Annotated in this window: 20 protein-coding genes; 3 read left to right on the plus strand and 17 right to left on the minus strand. The window is 42.1% G+C overall.

What is annotated here, in order from left to right; translation table 11 throughout:
* Positions 1 to 147 precede the first annotated feature (147 nt).
* The 10 genes from FET73_RS11575 to FET73_RS11620 all read right to left on the minus strand — a co-directional run bounded on the left by FET73_RS11575 (position 148) and on the right by FET73_RS11620 (position 7,834).
* Complete coding sequence (locus tag FET73_RS11575; protein ID WP_154224123.1) at positions 148 to 669, minus strand: DUF4124 domain-containing protein; 522 nt, start codon at positions 667 to 669, stop codon at positions 148 to 150.
* 128 nt (positions 670 to 797) lie between these two features.
* A complete protein-coding gene (locus FET73_RS11580; RefSeq protein ID WP_154224124.1) occupies positions 798 to 1,982 on the minus strand; it encodes an ABC transporter permease in 1,185 nt (394 codons plus the stop codon).
* A complete protein-coding gene (locus tag FET73_RS11585; protein ID WP_154224125.1) occupies positions 1,979 to 2,704 on the minus strand; it encodes an ABC transporter ATP-binding protein in 726 nt (241 codons plus the stop codon). The genes FET73_RS11580 and FET73_RS11585 overlap by 4 nt, the downstream gene beginning before the upstream one ends.
* Positions 2,701 to 4,131, minus strand: a complete 1,431-nt coding sequence (locus FET73_RS11590; protein ID WP_179952252.1) for an alpha/beta hydrolase — start codon at positions 4,129 to 4,131, stop codon at positions 2,701 to 2,703. The genes FET73_RS11585 and FET73_RS11590 overlap by 4 nt, the downstream gene beginning before the upstream one ends.
* Positions 4,132 to 4,432: 301 nt before the next feature.
* Positions 4,433 to 4,744 (minus strand): cupin domain-containing protein, encoded by a 312-nt coding sequence (locus FET73_RS11595; RefSeq protein ID WP_179952253.1) that lies wholly within the window; start codon positions 4,742 to 4,744, stop codon positions 4,433 to 4,435.
* Between the two features lie 131 nt (positions 4,745 to 4,875).
* On the minus strand, positions 4,876 to 5,379 hold the full coding sequence (locus FET73_RS11600; RefSeq protein ID WP_154224127.1) for a DUF695 domain-containing protein: 504 nt from the start codon (positions 5,377 to 5,379) through the stop codon (positions 4,876 to 4,878).
* Between the two features lie 84 nt (positions 5,380 to 5,463).
* Positions 5,464 to 5,829: a hypothetical protein gene (locus tag FET73_RS11605; RefSeq protein WP_154224128.1), complete on the minus strand. Its 366-nt coding sequence runs from the start codon at positions 5,827 to 5,829 to the stop codon at positions 5,464 to 5,466.
* Positions 5,830 to 5,854: 25 nt separating this feature from the next.
* On the minus strand, positions 5,855 to 6,622 hold the full coding sequence (locus FET73_RS11610; protein WP_154224129.1) for a hypothetical protein: 768 nt from the start codon (positions 6,620 to 6,622) through the stop codon (positions 5,855 to 5,857).
* 110 nt (positions 6,623 to 6,732) lie between these two features.
* Complete coding sequence (locus tag FET73_RS11615) at positions 6,733 to 7,380, minus strand: NAD(P)H-binding protein (RefSeq protein WP_154224130.1); 648 nt, start codon at positions 7,378 to 7,380, stop codon at positions 6,733 to 6,735.
* Between the two features lie 31 nt (positions 7,381 to 7,411).
* A complete protein-coding gene (locus FET73_RS11620; protein ID WP_154224131.1) occupies positions 7,412 to 7,834 on the minus strand; it encodes a MarR family winged helix-turn-helix transcriptional regulator in 423 nt (140 codons plus the stop codon).
* A gap of 235 nt (positions 7,835 to 8,069) precedes the next feature.
* On the opposite strand from FET73_RS11620, the gene FET73_RS11625 reads away from it, so the two are divergent.
* Entirely contained in the window at positions 8,070 to 9,095 is a 1,026-nt protein-coding gene (locus FET73_RS11625; protein ID WP_154224132.1) for a helix-turn-helix transcriptional regulator, read from the plus strand.
* Between the two features lie 152 nt (positions 9,096 to 9,247).
* Complete coding sequence (locus FET73_RS11630) at positions 9,248 to 10,723, plus strand: amidohydrolase family protein (RefSeq protein ID WP_218944317.1); 1,476 nt, start codon at positions 9,248 to 9,250, stop codon at positions 10,721 to 10,723.
* Between the two features lie 174 nt (positions 10,724 to 10,897).
* Here the strand turns inward: FET73_RS11630 and FET73_RS11635 are convergent, their stop codons facing one another.
* The 7 genes from FET73_RS11635 to pyrC all read right to left on the minus strand — a co-directional run bounded on the left by FET73_RS11635 (position 10,898) and on the right by pyrC (position 17,561).
* Positions 10,898 to 11,371: a GNAT family N-acetyltransferase gene (locus tag FET73_RS11635; RefSeq protein ID WP_343032285.1), complete on the minus strand. Its 474-nt coding sequence runs from the start codon at positions 11,369 to 11,371 to the stop codon at positions 10,898 to 10,900.
* Positions 11,372 to 11,648: 277 nt separating this feature from the next.
* Complete coding sequence (locus FET73_RS11640) at positions 11,649 to 12,608, minus strand: glycosyl hydrolase family 18 protein (protein WP_179952255.1); 960 nt, start codon at positions 12,606 to 12,608, stop codon at positions 11,649 to 11,651.
* Positions 12,609 to 12,880: 272 nt separating this feature from the next.
* Positions 12,881 to 13,348, minus strand: coding sequence for a GNAT family N-acetyltransferase (locus FET73_RS11645; RefSeq protein WP_154224135.1), 468 nt, complete (start codon positions 13,346 to 13,348; stop codon positions 12,881 to 12,883).
* 186 nt (positions 13,349 to 13,534) lie between these two features.
* Complete coding sequence (locus FET73_RS11650) at positions 13,535 to 14,464, minus strand: SdiA-regulated/phytase-like domain-containing protein (RefSeq protein WP_154224136.1); 930 nt, start codon at positions 14,462 to 14,464, stop codon at positions 13,535 to 13,537.
* Positions 14,465 to 14,629: 165 nt separating this feature from the next.
* A complete protein-coding gene (locus FET73_RS11655) occupies positions 14,630 to 15,850 on the minus strand; it encodes a M24 family metallopeptidase (protein ID WP_154224137.1) in 1,221 nt (406 codons plus the stop codon).
* A gap of 288 nt (positions 15,851 to 16,138) precedes the next feature.
* Entirely contained in the window at positions 16,139 to 16,510 is a 372-nt protein-coding gene (locus tag FET73_RS11660; RefSeq protein ID WP_154224138.1) for a VOC family protein, read from the minus strand.
* A 13-nt stretch (positions 16,511 to 16,523) separates the two neighbouring features.
* Complete coding sequence (gene pyrC, locus FET73_RS11665; RefSeq protein WP_154224139.1) at positions 16,524 to 17,561, minus strand: dihydroorotase; 1,038 nt, start codon at positions 17,559 to 17,561, stop codon at positions 16,524 to 16,526.
* Between the two features lie 183 nt (positions 17,562 to 17,744).
* Here pyrC and FET73_RS11670 point away from each other — a divergent pair, with 183 nt between their 5' ends.
* A complete protein-coding gene (locus FET73_RS11670; RefSeq protein WP_154224140.1) occupies positions 17,745 to 18,134 on the plus strand; it encodes a GntR family transcriptional regulator in 390 nt (129 codons plus the stop codon).
* Positions 18,135 to 18,145: the final 11 nt, after the last annotated feature.

Genomic DNA, 18,145 nt, shown 5'->3' on the forward strand with positions numbered 1-18,145 from the left:
ATAAGAACATAACTATTATATGCTTCGTAGAAGTTTTTGGCAAATGTCGTTTAATTCCCTAAATTAGGTTTCAAGACAAGGCCCAGCGCGGTTAATTTTTCTTTTTTATTTCAAGACGTGATCGACTGGGTAATACACGCCTTTGGGTTACTTTTTTGATTGCTGATGCATGAAAAATGTCACCACTTGGGTTTTTTTCACCACCCGATTACTGCCTTTTTCTACCAACTGGCCATAGATTTTGTGTTCACCACGGTAAATATTTTCAAACTTTTGTGTGGCTCGGCTATTCGCTGGCTTGCTTTTACCATCTATCACATATTGGATATCATAAATTTCTAGTAAGCCAGGCTCAACATCCACTGAAGCTGTTACTGAAAGCCCAGTACCCCATAAATTTTCTTCTTGTTTTGGCTTGGTTAATTTAAAAGATTTGATCAGCTCTTTAGAAGACACTTCTTTTTCTTCATTGACTTTTGGATTGGGTGTGGTTTTCAATTGTGAAGGCACCACAGAAACTGGCTGCGCCTCAACGGCTTCATACCGGTCATCAATTTTGGTTTGACTGTAATGTGTGACACCATTAGGGTCTGTATATTTATACAAAGTGGTTCCTGCAATTGCCAAAGAAGACAGCAAAACCAAACAAACTAAAGCAAACTTTTTCATGAAGGATTCAACAATTAAAGGTTATAAAATAATGCTTTTTACCACAAAACACCAGCATTTTTATTGATTTCAGGTCACAGGAAAAGCCCAATGACCTTTCCTGTAAAACCTCGTGTACTGACATCTTATCAGTCTGAAAACAGCATTTTTTCTCGGTTGTATAACTGAACAGCAACCCAAGCCAAAATCAAGCCAAGTAACAAGGTACTGAAAATGGTCACTAAAATCGCATCCCAGCCCACCACTTCACCACGAATCATTTGATTGATGATTAAGTTTTGGTTCAAAATGGGAATCGCCATCATCCAGAGCTTTTCTTTCACCGGCAAGAACATCAGCATCATGCTGGGTATCATGGGAATCATAATCAACAACCCCACATAAGTTTGCGCCTCACGGAATGTCTTGGCAAAAGCCGCAATTATCGTCTGAATTGAACCCGCTAACAATGCCAAAGGTGCCAACACCAAAAACATCAGCGCCATAGACATGATATCCAAGTCGAAACTCATACCCAGTTTTTCAAATGGGTACCAAGGCAAGGTTAATTTGAAGGCCAATACCGTCAGGACCAAAGTCAACAATCCAAAACTGACAGTCGCTGCCAATTTACCAGACAAAATCGCACTTCGTGACACTGGATTCAAAAACAACGGCTCCATCGACTTCCGTTCTTTTTCACCCGCAGTGGTATCAATCGCCAAATACATGCTACCTGCAAACAAACCAATGATCAAAAAGTATGGCAAAAAGCTTAAAAACTGTGCACCACGAGAAGTTTTTGTCGATAAATCATGGTCTTCAATATATATAACTTGAGTCAATGACTGTGGAATTCCACGCAACTGTAAACGCATGTTACCAATGCCCCTGCTGTAACCATTCACCAATGCTCGGGCACGGCGTACCGTCACCTTTGCCGCGCCTTTGGCTGAATCATCATAGTAAAGCATCACTTTTGCCGGTTCTCCGTTGCTGACTGCCTCAGCGAATCCTTCATCAATCTCTAAAACCACATCATGGTCTTTGTCTTTAATCACCTGTTCAGGAGATTTGTCGATTTCTATGAGTTCAACACCTTGGCTTAACAAAAACGTCTTCATGCTCTGCGCATGTTCCATCGCAACAACGGGTAATTCCAAAGGCTTTTCTGACTTGTCTTTTTGCATTTTGACCGTCATGTTCATTAAACCGACCATCAACAATGGCCCCATAACAGAACCCATTAAAACCGAAGACATCATGGTGCGTTTGTCCCTCAGGTTTTCGAACACCTCTTTCCAATACACCGTACTGAATGCAGAACGACTCATAGCTGACCTCCTGTTACTAAATGCACAAAGGCATCTTCTAAATTGTCTCTGCCCGTTTCTGTCAACAAATCAGCCTCAGAACCACGAGAGCGTATCGCGCCTGCATCTATCACCACAATGTCATCACACACTGCCGATACTTCTTGCATCACGTGCGATGAAAACAAAATGCACTTGCCTTTGGCTTTTTCATCACGTAAAAAATTACGCACGCCTCGTGTACTCATTACGTCCAAGCCATTGGTTGGCTCATCTAACAAAATATTTTGCGGGTCATGAATTAAACAACGTGCCAAAGCCACTTTGACCCTTTGACCCTGAGAGAAACCATCGGTCTTGCGTTCAATGAATTTTTCCATGCCCAAACGCTCAACCATTTCATCTATTCGAAGGTTTATATCAGCATCATTCATGCCTTGCAAACGCCCAAAATATTCAATATTTTCACGTGCGGTCAACCGGGTGTAAAGGCCGCGAGCATCAGGTAACACACCCATGCGAGCTCGGGCTCCAATCGGATCAACTACAGAGTCAATCCCATCAACAGTCACCGATCCAGTCGCCGGTTTGATCAAAGCATATATCATCCGCATGGACGTGGTTTTACCTGCACCATTGGCGCCCAACAAAGCGGTAATTTGTCCGTCAGGGGCTTCCAAAGAAACGTTTTTTACTGCTTCGACTTCACCGAAGCTTTTACTGATAGATTTTACTGAAATCATTCTTTTGGCCCATTGAGGTTAACGAAAAAGGTCAAGTCTTGGAAACTTTTCATGCATTCTGTGTCCAACTCTACCTCAGGATCTTTGATAAATTGGCCAAATATTTTTGGCATACAACCACGCGTCACAGCAATGTGACCTTGCCCTTTGGCCACTAAATGTTGGGAATTACTCAGCGTTTGCATCGCTTTATCGGCAAAAGCCGGTGGCGTCACAGGATCTAACTCACCTGATAACAACAAAGTCGGAATGTCTGATACCACATCTTCCTTGAACGATGCATCCGCCCTTGGGCTGTCCCAAATGTCACAACGTGCTTTGATCAATTCATAAAATTTATCACCAAAAATATAATTCGACATTTCAGGCTGTTTGTCTGCCATGAACGGTACATCCTCAGCACAAATCACAGACAGCTCTAAAGCATTGTTTAAACTTTCTTCTAAATTGGCGCCTACCATTAAAGACTGATAAGCCATGGTTTCATATTGACCATGATTGGCCAAAGACACCATCAAAGGTATCAAGCCCATGGTTTCAGGGCCATATGAAAACATGCGCAATGCAATCGCCGCATACTCCTTAGAAAAGGTCAGTTCTTCACGCTCACCCAAAGCTGGGCTGATCATGCTCAACTCAACAGGGGATTCCTCTAAAGTTTGGAATAATTTCCACATTTGCTGCTCAGCATCACCAAAAGCTTCTTTACATGAGACATCGGCTTCACATCGCTCAAAAACAGCGCGTAAGGTGTTTTGCAAATTGGCTTCATGAGAAGAAGCCAAAGGTTCACTTTGAGGCACCACTGAATCTAACACCACAGCACGCAGCGATTCTGGAAACATTTTCATGTAGGTTAATGCCTTACGTGTTCCGTAAGAACCACCATAAATGTTCCATTGCTTAATATCCAAAGCCTGCCTGACAGCTTCCAAGTCTTTGATCGCATCGGTGGTGGTGAAATAATCTGTGTCCACATCCATGCTGTCTTTACAATCTTTCAACCAAACTTTCCAACCATCAGACTCATAGTCCAACAATGTCTCCACGTCTTCATCCTCGATTTCACAGCGCAAAGGATGTGAGTTACCGGTGCCTCGTTGATCAACCAAAATGATGTCACGGTCACGCATATAAGAGTGGAAAACACGACTCAATCCTGCATAAGTTTCTACTGCGCCTTGACCCGGGCCACCGGCCAATAAAACAATCGGATCATCGGCTTTATTATCAGAAGGTGCGGCAATCAAAGCCACATTCAAATCAATCGTCACATCAGGAACGTCTCTATTAACAGGAACCGTTAATTGACCACACTGCGCTTTTTTACTGACACCGCCCTTGCCAATATAACAAGGCGACAACTCAAGTGCCTGAACAGGTAATGACAAAGCCATCACCGCCAAGGCGGAAAAGATTTTTTTCATAATTAGGGATGCTTTTTGAACTGTAAAGATTGTAGCGAAAAGTCGATTAAAAAGCCATAGACCATGAGTCATGTTAGTGAGTCTCAACATCGCTTCTTTTTCTTATATTAGAAAATACCAAAATTAAATATCTGTTTAAGAAAAAACCGCAACGTTTCGACCATTTTTGGCGTTTTTTCTGAGTCGACTTAATGCACCTACAGGCCTATTGCTAAGACTCACGCCTAGCTATGCAGGTAAAAATAGCTGACTATAATCGCGAAGCGATGGTCAACTGTTTTTATTTCGTTTCAACAACTTGTTATACGCTTCCTTCTGATTCTATGACTAAGATTCTTGCTTCACCACGAGGATGCGCAACATGTTCAGTTCCAATAGAGGCATAAAATATATCACCAGTTTCTAGCACTGCTGATTGCTCAATTCCATTTTTTTTAAACAACATTTCAACAACGCCATCTAAAACAACAAACACTTCTTCGCCGTCATTTACATGCCACTTATAAGGCTGATCACTCCAATGCAAGCGCGTCGTAATACCGTTCATATTTGCGATATCTTTTGCACCCCAAGCACGTTCAGATTTGAATTCCTTAGTTCTAATTATTTCCACGATATGTCCAAATTATGAATAGCGTTTAACGCCCAGCTAAGCCGCTGGAACGGCGTTGATTGTTTTGTGCGAGCGTAGCGCGGTTAAACACAAAAGAACCGACGCAGTGTAGGTCAGACTTGAACCGCTTGTTATGTTTTTAATTGATCGAAATACCATTGCGCTTCCTTCCAGTCTGGGTCTTGAACCATACGCCAATCAAATTGACGAGGATATCTGTGGTTTTCAGCGACATATTTTAGATGCTGGTCCGCTATCTCAGGATCATATACTCGCCAAACCAACCGTCTAGTACCATTCCAAGTTTCTCTGATGAGGAAAAGAGCGTTTCCACCTGCCTTTATATCTTCCTCAAGCTTATCTCCAAACGGATCAACAATTTCCCTCTCCGCGATAGACGGCATTCCATTATCTATTAAGTCTTCAAAATCTATAATTACTGATAAATGCCAAGAAAATATATTTTTGTGCTCAAATCCTTTTAGTCCCGAATTAAGCATACCGATACATGGGAGGTTTTCTTCCTTCCAGTCTAACAATGCATAAGACTCGTCAGGAAGATCAATCCGGACTTCATTTTCTTTTAGAGATTTTTCTTTCTTCCGCCAAAACATTTTAAATCCATTGGTAAACATAACAACTTATTAAACACACATTATAGGCTATTAACAAAGCTGTAAAACACTGGTTTTGCTGGTTATTTGGGGGGGGTTAGCCATTTATTGCTTATGTTCAAACGCATTCTTTACTTTTATCGCTTCTTTTGAGCAATCATTCATTAAACACAGTGCCACAGCAATGCCCAGCTCGTTAGTTTCGCCCTCTAGCAATGTTTTTGCTTCATCAAACTTATGTTGATTCAGAAGTCCAAGCACCCGCATTTTAGAGAAATATTCTTGCGCATGAATGCCATAAACCTCATCATAGTGCTTCAAGTTAGCCCTTCCCAACAACACGAAACCAAGAATGGCCAAGGCCAGTGTTGGCAAAAAAACCCATAAAGGTACACTGCGCTTCAATCTGGCATTGGAATTAGAATTCATAGTCATAAAAAAAGTATAGTTGGATTGGCGCTCAAGTTTCAATCAATTATCGACAATTAAAATCGCATCAGTCATACAAGCGGCTGATAAATTGATCGACATTGACCGTGATGTCATCTTCGCCAATACCATCAAAAGGATTCTCTAAATGGTTTTGAATGTTAGACAAACTCACCAACACCAAGGAAAACAACACCGGCATCACATAGGTTAAATAAGGCGAGTAATCTTGCGACTCAAAAGCGAAATAAGGCCCATAAAGCACAGGCAATAAGGAAATGAAAACGGTGCTGAAGGTTCTTAAGGTCCTTGGCGTTCTGTATTGAAAAATGTGTTTGGCATCTTCAAAAGCCAGGAACATCTTGCTTAAATATTGGTTACAGCGTGAGACTTCGCCACTGGCCAAACCATTGCCACGCAGTTCCACCTTAATGAAACGTGACAAGCGGGAAAACGATTGATACACCGCCTCTTCGTTTTTTCTCACATCACAAACGCGATTGACTAACAGATTCTGATAGGCCAAAAACAACCCCCTGATGGTGTCTTTGGCTTCTTTCAATGTGGCATCTGTAGGCTTTTCCAAACAATCTCTGGTAACAAAATAGATGGCTTTGGCATGGGCTTTCAATGAACTGTATTTCATCAACGCAATTTCACGCCTTTTGTATGCGCCATTGATTGAAAACACTATCGGAAAAATGATGGCTGTAGCGAACAAGGTCAGTGGATAATCTGCCATGATTGAGTATCTGATACAAAAGTAAGTCGACAGCACAGAAAGGGTGGCGATGATTAACGTTTTGAAATTGATGATGAGGAATATTTTTTTCATGAAACGATGTCAAATGTAAAACGGCTGGCATTATAAGCCAAATTTAAAAAGGAATTAAGCGAATATGCTGTCTCTGCATTGAGGTGTTAATGACTGAAAGGACTTAAACTTTAAAAAATTTCATCCAGTGCAAACACCTGCTTAACACCCGCACCACTTTTGGGGGTTAATGCGACAGCCACCATTTTCTTCGCCACTTCATCACCAGTTATGGGCCGGTACTTTTTAAGAAATGGCAATTTGCACAACGCGGGCATGACCCAGCTGCCGATGGTTTCACCCAATCGAAACCCTTCACGCTCTCCCAACAACAATGAAGGTTGCATGATGCTGATGCGCTCAAAAGCCAACAAAGACACGGCATCTTCGAGTTCACCTTTCATCTTTAAATACGAGCTTCTGCTGTTGGCATCAGCTCCTGCCGATGAAACCAACACATAATGTTTCATACCGTTATCTGCTGCAAACTTGGCGATTTCATACTGGTAATCATAATCAACCACCCTTTGCGCCGCTATAGAACCTGCTTGTTTGGCGGTCGTTCCAAGGCATGAAAACAGCACATCGCCTTGAAAACTGGCTTTGTGGTTTTCCAAAGCGTTAAAATCCACCACATCATTTATCACTTTTGAAGACTGATAAGTCACAGGCCGGCGGGTAACAGCTATGACTTTTTTAAAACCAGCTTCATTAACCAAACGACCGACCAGCCTACCGCCAACCAAACCCGTTGCACCAATCACTACAGCTGTTTTCATGTGTTTTCTCTATTCAATATATCCTTTATTTTTAGCATTTTATTTTATTCAATAAGCCCAGCAGTTGAATGACTTCTGATTCATCCAATAAAGCAAAAGCGGAAGCACAACTGTGCCCAAAGGTCACTAAGGCATCGCGATACAAAACTTCACCCGTGGTTGTAAGCGCGACCATACTTTGACGCGCATCCCTGCTGTTTTCAGTTTTTTTCACCACATTATTTTTCATCATAGGTGTTAACAAACGAGTCACCCCAGATGCTGTAAGTCCAATCGAATCAGCCAAAGCAATGCGACTCAAAGCTCCGCCATTTGATTCATTTAACTGATTCATGATGGTGAACTCAGTTAAGCTGATACCATGCGGTGTCAAACTTGAATCCACTTTTTTATTTAACATGGTGTTGATATATCCTTGTTCTAACATCAGTGTAGTGTGTTTATTTAAATCCATTTCTTATCCTTTACTAATAATTGAGTAGTCAAGTATATTTCAAGCATAAACCAATGTCAATAAAACCAACAATGTTGTTAAGCCATGCGTCAGCTTGGTTAGAAGTTAATACAAAAACAAACACCTAAAAGCACCGACTAAATGCCAATAATCTGTTAACCTGTACTGATGAAAACAGAAACCTTCCTCTACAAACCATGAACAATAAAAAACCCTCATTGAGGCAAAGCAACTGATGCTGTGGCTTGATGCTTTTTTCAGATTTTCGGCCATTGGGCTGTTGATGTTGTCGATGCCTGTGATGCTGACGTCTAGAAAATTATCTAAACCAATGGTTTATCTGTTGGTTTCACAGTTCTTTTTGTTGGTACATTTATTGGGGTTTACTCCCTTGGCATTTCATTTGCCCGATGAACTGAAGTTAATCCTGCGTTTGCTTGATGTCGGCTTGTTGGTGTCGGTTTGGTTGTTTGTGCTATCGATGTTCCAGCGGCATTTTAAACTTCAGGTTTTGCATGTGGTTGCATGCGCATTTGTTGCGGCCATTATGCTGGCCGAACGATTGGTGCAGTATGGCTATATGTCGTCATTACCCACATGGTGGGCTTATTTGGTCAACATATCGGCGCTTTTCATCACGATTCATATGGTCTTTGTTACCATCACGGGTCACACAGATGATTTGGTTGAAGCCAGACGCAGAACCCGCATCAAAATGATGCTTTTGGTGGCGCTGTCAGTCACCATCATGGTTGTGCTCGGCTCGGTTTTGTTGCCCGAATTTCAACCAACAATCAATGCCATCAGTATTTGGCCTTTGGTATTCATCATGAGTTATTGGGTGTTCAGGGTGGATGATGCGGTGTTTGCCTTTGATGCCGTGGTAAACAAACAATCCCAATCGCTTTCGGTTAAGGAAACCAAACTACAAACCGATTTAATGCAGCTGATTGATTCCGAAAAAATCTATTTACAAGCCAACATAACGATTAACTCTTTGGCTAAAAAATTGGGCGTCAGTGCGCACGTATTAAGACAACACATCAACCAACATCTGGGCTTTGAAAATTTTTCTGCCTTCATCAACCAATACCGCATTGAAGACATCAAATTGGCATTAGAAAATCCAGAAAACAATCACATTCCAGTTCTGACATTGGCCTTGAATTATGGCTTCAACTCCTTACCGCCATTTAACCGCGCTTTTAAGAAAATAACAGGCCAAACCCCCAGTGCCTATAGGAAAAACACCTTAACTTGAGTAATCGATCAGGTTTTTTAACTAATCGACCAGACCGAATTGATTAAAATTCATAAGCTGGAAGCCTTTCAAATCAAGGCAACAACATGCGCTTCAACACCATCAAAAAAATATCCAAATGGACCGTCCTGACCCTATTATTCACAACAGCCATGACAGTCTTTTATGGTTACACAGAAGTTAACCGTTTGTGGGGTGCATACACCACAAAAGTAAACCCATCAGATTATGAAACCGCACAAACTGATGTGGTCATAACTCATGTGAACCTGCTGTCAGAAGATGCCACAAATATGATTCCTAATCAATCAGTGGTAATTCACCAAGGCAGCATAACAGCCGTCGGCAGCGATATCTCGATACCAACCGGTTACCAAGTGATAGATGGCACAGGACAATACCTGATTCCCGGCTTGATCGATTCACATGTGCACCTGTGGCAAAGCCCCAATGATTTGCTGCTGTATTTAGCCAACGGCATCACCCACATCAAAGAGATGAACGGCAGTGAAGAACATTTACAATGGAAACAAGAAATAGAACAAGGCCGACCTGGGCCTGATATGTTTGTCGCCTCACGCCGCCACAACAGCAACGACTTCATCAAGGGATGGTTTGACAGATTGACTGCAAAAATCAATCCAGTCAACGATATGGCAGACATTGAAGATGATTTACTGGCGCTCAAAGCACAAGGCTTTGATGCCATTAAAGTGTATACCTTCTTAAAGAAAAAACACTTCATGGCATTCAATGAAACAGCAAAAAAACACGACATCAAATTACTTGGACACACGCCGATTTCAATGACCTTAGATGAAGTTTGGGGCACTGAACTGCGCGAACTGGGACATGTGGAAGAAATCGTTAAAGCCTTGATTCGTGAATTTGCTGGCTATGATTACAGCAATGCCAATGAGTTTTTGGCCCATGTAGCATCTCGAAAAAAAGACATCATATCTAATTTATTGAAACACGACATCACCGTCCAAACCACACTAACCATCATGGAAGGACTGGCACCCATCCGTGCAGATGTTGATCAAGTGTTACAGCAAGTTGAACTTGAATATGTGAATCCCGGCATCACCGAATCAACCCACCCATCCATCCCAGTATTGGGCTGGTTACCCAAAGTGAACATCTACCGCCTGCCAGATGACATTGTTGATGACATGTCAGAAGAACAGAAAGCCGATGACCAAATTTACTGGAAAACCTATGCCGAAGCCAACCGCATGCTGATCCGTGCATTTGCTCAAAATAACGTCAAACTACTCGCCGCCACTGACGCCAATGTTCCAGCCAGGGTGCCCGGTTTTTCTTTGCACGAAGAATTAGTGGCGCTGAACAAAGCAGGCCTGTCAAATGCAGCAGTATTAAAGACCGCCACAACCAATCCTGCCCAAGCCATGGGCATCAAAACGGGAAAAATTAAAGCGGGCTACCAAGCTGACATGTTGTTACTCAATGACAACCCCTTACAAGACATCAAACACACCCAAAACATAAAAACCGTCATCAACAATGGGCGGATTTATGACCGTGACACTTTGAACAGAATCTTAACCGCAGTAAAAGCCGCCAATGACGAAAGCAGAACCGAAGACATCAGCCATTATCATTGAGTGGGCTGTAAGGGATAGTTGGCTAAAGTTGAATCGACTCTTTGGGTTAGTTCAACGCCGCAATTAGCGACAAATTTGGAGTGGCCGTTTTGTGCTAGCGTAGCGTTAAAGCACAAAGAGGTCACGGAAGATTTGTCCAGCACTAGCAACGCTAGTGCGCGCTACTTTGCCTTGTTAGGTATTAAGCTGTAGCCCTTTTCTAAAGAACTTACTAAATACATCGAGCTCATAATTACCAAACGGACCGCATTCTTCAAACCCATGTTTTTTATACAGCGCTACAGCCGGAGCAAAGGCCTCGTTACTTCCCGTTTCTAAACCAATTGTTGAGTATGCGCGCATTTTTGCTTCTTTAAGAACTAGCTGTAGAAGACTCTCCGCGACACCTTTTCTTAGAAAGAGACGACTCGTCTTCATTGACTTAATTTCACCAAAATTATCATCTATCTCTTTTAGGGCAATACAACCTGCTATTTCTCCGTTAACACGTGCGGACCAGAAGGTTATTGATCTATCATTGAGCGTTTCAGGATCTAATGCATGAATACTCTCTGATGGTGAATATTTGAGCATCTCTTTCAGGTGCTCATTGAGTAATACCAAAACTGCACCATCTTCTAGATCATCCTGAATAATCTCAATTTTCACTAGAACATTCCTTCTGCCTAACAATTTATTAAACACACATATTATACTTTTCACAAAGGAAAAATGCCTTGATTTTGCTTATTTATTGGGCTTAGATTCACAAATCAATCAACTTAATTGGCCTTAATGGTGTTAGATACACTCTTATACGCTGGTATCTTAAATATTCATGATAATAAAGCATAAATATGGAGTTTCTCGACAAGTCAGGGTGAAGATCAAATTCCTACATTACAGTGATCATACAGTTTACTTTAAAACCACCTGACTGTCTTTCTCAACGCTTCACAATCACCCCCCTCACCAACTTCGACAAAGTCACTTGTTGGTCTTGTTCGAAGATGTAGTTTTGGGAATTCAGGCGCCAGGTGGTGACGGCTTTGAAGCCGTAGGTTTGCATACCGGCGTGAGCTTGTTGGGCTGTTTGGTAGCCGGGTTCTTTGCCTGTTGGGTTGGGTATTGCGGTCATGGCTTCGAATTTTGCGCCGTAGGCGAAAGCATCGGGTTTGACGCCAATATCAATGAACTGGCTAGGCAGGCTGTTACTGAAATACATTTGGAAAGCGATGATGTCAAAATGTTCATTGACGGTTTCTACATCTAAGTTGTTGGTTGTGGCTGGGCCCATGGTGAGTAACAAGTTATTCGCTTTGAAGGCTTTGCCGATTGCTGAAAAAGCCGATTTGAATTGTGCTGGCGTGGTGTCGTCACTGATGCCAGGGTTTCCCCACTCCCAGTCAATATCGAAGCCATCTAAATTGTAATGCTTGAGGTAGGCGACCACATTCGCAGCAAAAGCATCGGCTGATGCGACATCTGGGTTAGTGGGATCTGGGAATATTTGTGATATCAAGTTTGCTTTGCCATAAAGTAAGGTCAGGCAGATTTTGATGTTTGGATTGGCTTGCTTGGCATCTCTGACGATCCATTCCATGTAGTCCTGATTCGTCGGGATGCTGCCATCTGGGTTGGCAGGGTGTGTGACATGGTCTAAAAACAGGGTGTGGCTGCTGCCATCACCTGTTGGGAACGTTTCATTGCTGGTTGGCACGATGTCTACGAAGCACAAGTTGATGATGTCATTGGTCTGATAGACTTTTTCAGTGATAAGTCGCTGAAATGCACTGTTTGGACTGTTGTAATTTGTTCCTGATGGATCGTCTTCATTGAGCAAGATCCATGCGTTACACATGGCTGGTAATTTTGAAGCGAATGGTGGATTAGATGACTGAGTCATGCTGATTCTCCTGTTATGTTGGCGTGTGTGAGTCATTGATTAACCTCTACAAAGCGATGTTAATACAATGGTTTCTGTATTTTTTGAGCTTAAAATACTGAGGCAGGTTTACGTTGAACACATCTCATTGCATTTATAAAACACAATTGTCTCGCTATAAACCCAGCCTACATAATAGGGTGTTATCGAAATGAACTTCATCTCACTTTATCTGGAGGTATATTCTTTCAAACAGGAATATGAACCCAAACTGTATCTATTAAATTGATTTTTTAAGTTTTGTGAAATGATCGTTTCATGACAGTTTTAGGAATGCCGTGGTCTGGCAGGTACTGTTTGTATTCCGTGAAGCCGTGTTTTTCATACAGCTTGATGGCGGGTTTATTGACCACAGCGGTTTCAACAATGTATTCATCGACCTCATGCAAACTGAATACGTATTGAATTAACTGGCCTGCTATGCCTTTTCTGAAGTGTTTTGGGTCAACGGTTAGGCTGCAAATTTTCAATTGAGAATAATCACCGACGGTGTGGTTGACTTCAATCACTGCGGCCAAGTCTTCACCTTCGAAGAAACCATAAAAATCTGTAGTCGAATTCTGGATAGCTTCTGCACTGCGGCTCAAGGGTGGAAAATCATCCACGCCAATCAAACTCGCTTCGATTTGATATGAATCTTGAAACACTTGAAATATGTTTTGTGCAATCGATTCATCTTGATGACTTAGTATAATTACCATACTTTTTGACCTCAAGTCAGAATTTAAAACTCGTATTGAATAGGCATCACAAGAACCCTTTTCTAAGGGTGCTACCAAAATATCAGATAATGGCAATGTTATTAAATAATATAATGCTTACAATAACACAAACATTTTAATAAGCCAGCTCGAATGAACCCTGAACTGGCTTAATACTAAAGCTGTTTATTGAATGTCGGCACAGGAATTAAATTCAAATCCATTTTTAAAAATCAGATCTAAATTGTTTGCTGCTGAAGGAACTGCCAAAGCACCCGCTGAAAAAGTATCTGCGGCGGCGAATGGCGAAGTTAAAGGTGTGTCATAGGTTAGTGTAGAAAGATCCAGAACGGATATATCCCCAGCTTCATCGGTTACCAGGTAGGCAAAACCACCACCCACTGCAATACCATCAATATCAGTAATTCCAACAGGATAAGCAACTAAATTCGTTATATTACCACTGGTGTCTATGGTAACCACCTGACCTGCTGTATCATTAACACCATAAATAATACAGGTTTCTGGATCTGCATCAATACCGCTGATGCTTTCTGTTGAGGCTGCAATTAAAGTGGCTTCAAACGTTTGTAAATCAATTTGATAAAAACCATTTGATGCACCAGCTCCAGCTTCATATCCATACAACACACCATTTCTCATGGCTAATCCATCAATTCTTTGTTCAAGCCCACCTACAGTAATATTGCCTAATAAAACTGGAGCTCCCCCGTCCGTATAAGGTAAAGCAAATAAATTATCACCAAAACCAGTAGCGCTGGATTGTGTGAACAAAATACGCTCATTGTCTGGGTCAGCAGTTGCCCCCCAAACACCATTACCAGAAAGAATGGATTGAGCTGTGTTCATGTCTACATCTACAGAAAACGTATCATTTAACGATGATGTTGATCCAGAAGCATTAGTACTTGTTCCAACAAATAAAGTATCACTTATATCGACTGGCATGCCTAATACTTGTTCATCGTCAACTTTATTAATGTGATTGTTTTTTAACTCGCCCGAATGACTCCATTCCTCAATTCCCTGCGACTGTACTGGAGCTGCAATTAAAAATAAAGAAGTGGCAGCTATGGTTAATATGATTTTTTTCATTGAATTCCCCTGTTTAGTAGAATCTATTATTATGATTGAAATCAGCTAACCTGTAAATATAATTGGATTACTTTTTGACAAACCAGTCACAAATCTATAATTCTTGTCGTGATAAGTACGTCAAATCAAACCCATATCACCAAGTAATACTATTTCTCAAAATACTTAACTTTCTCCAAATGGATTATCGATAGATTGCGATGGTTCGGTGAACCATTTTGGCCCTTCAGCCGTCATGTAAAAATGGTCCTCTAAACGCACACCAAATTCACCGGGCGCGGCAATCATCGGTTCGTTACTGAAACACATGCCAACATCCAAAGGTGTTTTGTCACCGCGAACCAAATATGGGCCTTCATGAATTTGTAATCCGATGCCATGGCCGGTGCGGTGTGGTAACCCGGGCAAGTCATATTCAGGGCCGAAGCCGTGTTTTTCTAATTCATCTCTTGCCGCTTGGTCTGCCGCTTCACATGGCACGCCCAATTGAGCGGCTTCAAATGCCGCTGCCTGTGCGGCTTTTTCTGCCACCCAGATTTCACGTTGGCGGTCGTTCGGTTCGCCGAACACGTAACTGCGGGTGATGTCCGAAATGTAACCTTCGACCATACAGCCAGTATCAATCAGCACCATGTCGTTATTTTCAAGTGGCTTGGGTGTTTTGACACCATGTGGAAAGGCACTGTCTTCGCCAAATAACACAATACAAAAATATGAGCCCTGGGCGGCACCCACTTTCTGATGTGCTTGGTTAATAAATGACGTGACTTCTGCTGTGCTGATGCCTGTTCGCAATATCTTTGCAGCGGCTTTGTGTACAGCAATCGTCATGTCTTTGGCCACTTGCATCAATGCAATTTCATTCGCTGACTTTCGGCTGCGACAAAATTGACTGACCCCTTGACCGTCTTCAAACTGGGTGTCTGGGCTGATGTGTTCGCCGGCTTTTTTCAATGCACTGAACATGGTGAAATTCAAATTTTCATCCAATCCCACCGTCTTGATGTCTGATGATTTGAACAATTCAGCCAATAATTGGAATGGGCTCTCATGTTCTTGCCAGCCTTTGACCTCACCTTGAACTTGCATGAAGTCATTGATGGTTCCAATCTCAAAAAAGGGAGCGATGTAAATCAACTCACCCTCTGCTGTCAACAAAGCACCAACCAATCGTTCACTTGGCTTCCAATGTGTACCAGTGAAATAACTGAGGTTAGGCCCTGCGTGAAGGTACAAAGCATCCCAGCCCAAATCACTCATGTGCTGTTGCGCTTTTTTGATGCGTTGTTGGTATTCTGGCAGTTGAATGGCTTGCACAGATGCAGTCATGTTGGATAATTTATCCAGTTCCGTTTGGGCATCACTGCCGCCAACACCAATGGTCATGTCATCACCGTAATTTGAAATAGAAAAAGCATTATAAAGAAGGTGTCTAACAAAAATAAAGGACTGAAAGCACAAGGAGTCATTTTGGTTTCATTCTTCAGATTAAACTCAAAATATGGATTAAAAGAAACTAAAAGTACCGTCGCAGGCACGACTCGATTATTTAGCTACTATTGGGAAATGATCCAAACATTCACGTCACCTTCGGGCTTGACCCGATGGTCTTGTTGTTTTTAGTACAATATTGAGATAATCGGGTCAAGCCCGAGTATGACATCAATCTTAATTTTACGAGATATTCCCAAGTTTAGAGTGAATACCAAATTTATTACCTGATGGATCGATAAAGCTCAAATGGTGACCACCTAAGTTTTCAATTTCTTCATATTGCACACCGTTTCTTTTTAGGTGCTCTAACAAAACAATCGGTGTATCATTGAGAACATCACCAACTCCAATCCAGAAGTTTGAGGATACCTGCTTATTTTGCCCAAATACAGTCAAATGCCTCTCTGTATCTGTTTCTTCCAAATCGAGTATAAGCCCTACACCTAAGTTACAAACCAACCTCCCTGCCTTGTATTCAAAAACACCTAGCTTATTAGCATAAAAATCAATTGCCGCCTCAATACAGGTCACAGACAAATTTAAATAGACCATTTTTATATGGTTATTAAACCAAACGCCAAGCCAAAATTTCGCCCGCTTGATAAGGCGATATGGTCAAGTCGCCTTCGCCTATGGTAGCGGGGACTTGCTGGCTTTCTTTGACCAAGCTGATTTGCTTTTGATTCACTGGCAAGTCATAAAATGCTGGTCCATTCAAAGAGGCAAATTTTTCTAACTGATCCAAAGCACCATCTTCTTCGAACACTTGGGTATAAACTTCGATGGCGTGTGGTGCACTGAAGATACCAGCGCAACCACAAGCGCTTTCTTTGGCACCGATGGCATGTGGTGCGGTATCGGTACCGAGGAAGAATTTTTTACTGCCCGATGTGGCGGCTTTTCTCAATGCCAGTCTGTGTAGTTCACGTTTGGCTACCGGTAAACAATACAAGTGCGGTTTGATGCCACCGACCAGCATGTCGTTGCGGTTGATTTGTAAATGATGTGCCGTAATAGTGGCAGCGATGTTATCACCTTGTGACGCAACAAAATCAGCGGCGTCTTTTGTGGTGATGTGTTCAAACACCACTTTCAATTCTGGCATGTCTTTGAGCAACGGCGCCATGATGGTTTCAATAAACACCGCTTCTCTGTCAAAAATATCAATTTCGCTGTCAACCACTTCACCATGAACCAACAAGGGCATGCCGATTTCTTGCATCGCTTCCAAAACAGGATAAATGCCTTTCATGTCGCTGACACCGAAACTTGAATTGGTCGTGGCATTTGCTGGGTATAATTTGGCCGCGGTGAACACGCCTTGTTCATGCCCCTTTACCAATTCTTCTGGCGCGATTGAATCGGTCAAATAAGCCGTCATCAATGGTTGGAAATCTGGGTAATCAGAGGTCGCTGCCAAAATACGATCACGGTAGGCACTGGCCAAAGCCGTGGTGGTCACTGGTGGTGCCAAGTTTGGCATGATGATGGCGCGGCCAAACTGTCGAGCGGTGTATTCCGCCACTTGATTCAACATGTCGCCATCGCGCAAGTGTACGTGCCAGTCGTCTGGTTGGGTGATGGTGATGGTTTGCGCAGTCATGAATTATCCAGCAATTTTTGATTGTGGCAATTATAACCATTCACAGCACAAGGTAAACAATCATGACATGGCTAAAGTATGCCATTCGTCCTTTTTTTCTTTCAATTCACAGAAAATTCTTGCTTATCATTTGAAGTGTATGTACTGTACCACTACTTATGGTACACCATTGATGATAATCATATGATTCAAATAGTAACCGGGGACGCCCGGCCGATATTTAAACAAATTGTAGATGGCATTCGAATGCAAATTATGACAGGTCAATTGGCAGTGGGCGCGAAGCTTCCCAGTGTCCGTGGCTTATCAGTACAACTGACGGTTAACACCAATACGGTTGCAAAAGCTTATTCAGAATTGCTCTCTCATGGCTTGGTTGAGTCTCGCAAAGGTTTAGGCCTTTTTGTCATTCAACCGAAACAAATACTTAGCGATCAAGAACGTGAACAGCGACTTGATAAAGCGGTTGATGCTTTGATTCATGAAACGATTGGACTCAGCTTCAGCCACGATGACATCTTGCAACTGGTAACAGAAAAGTTATCAAAATTGCCCGATGGGAAAACAGAATAAACAGGTGAAGC

It is taken from the genome of Marinicella rhabdoformis, from assembly GCF_009671245.1.
GTDB classification, from domain to species: domain Bacteria; phylum Pseudomonadota; class Gammaproteobacteria; order Xanthomonadales; family Marinicellaceae; genus Marinicella; species Marinicella rhabdoformis.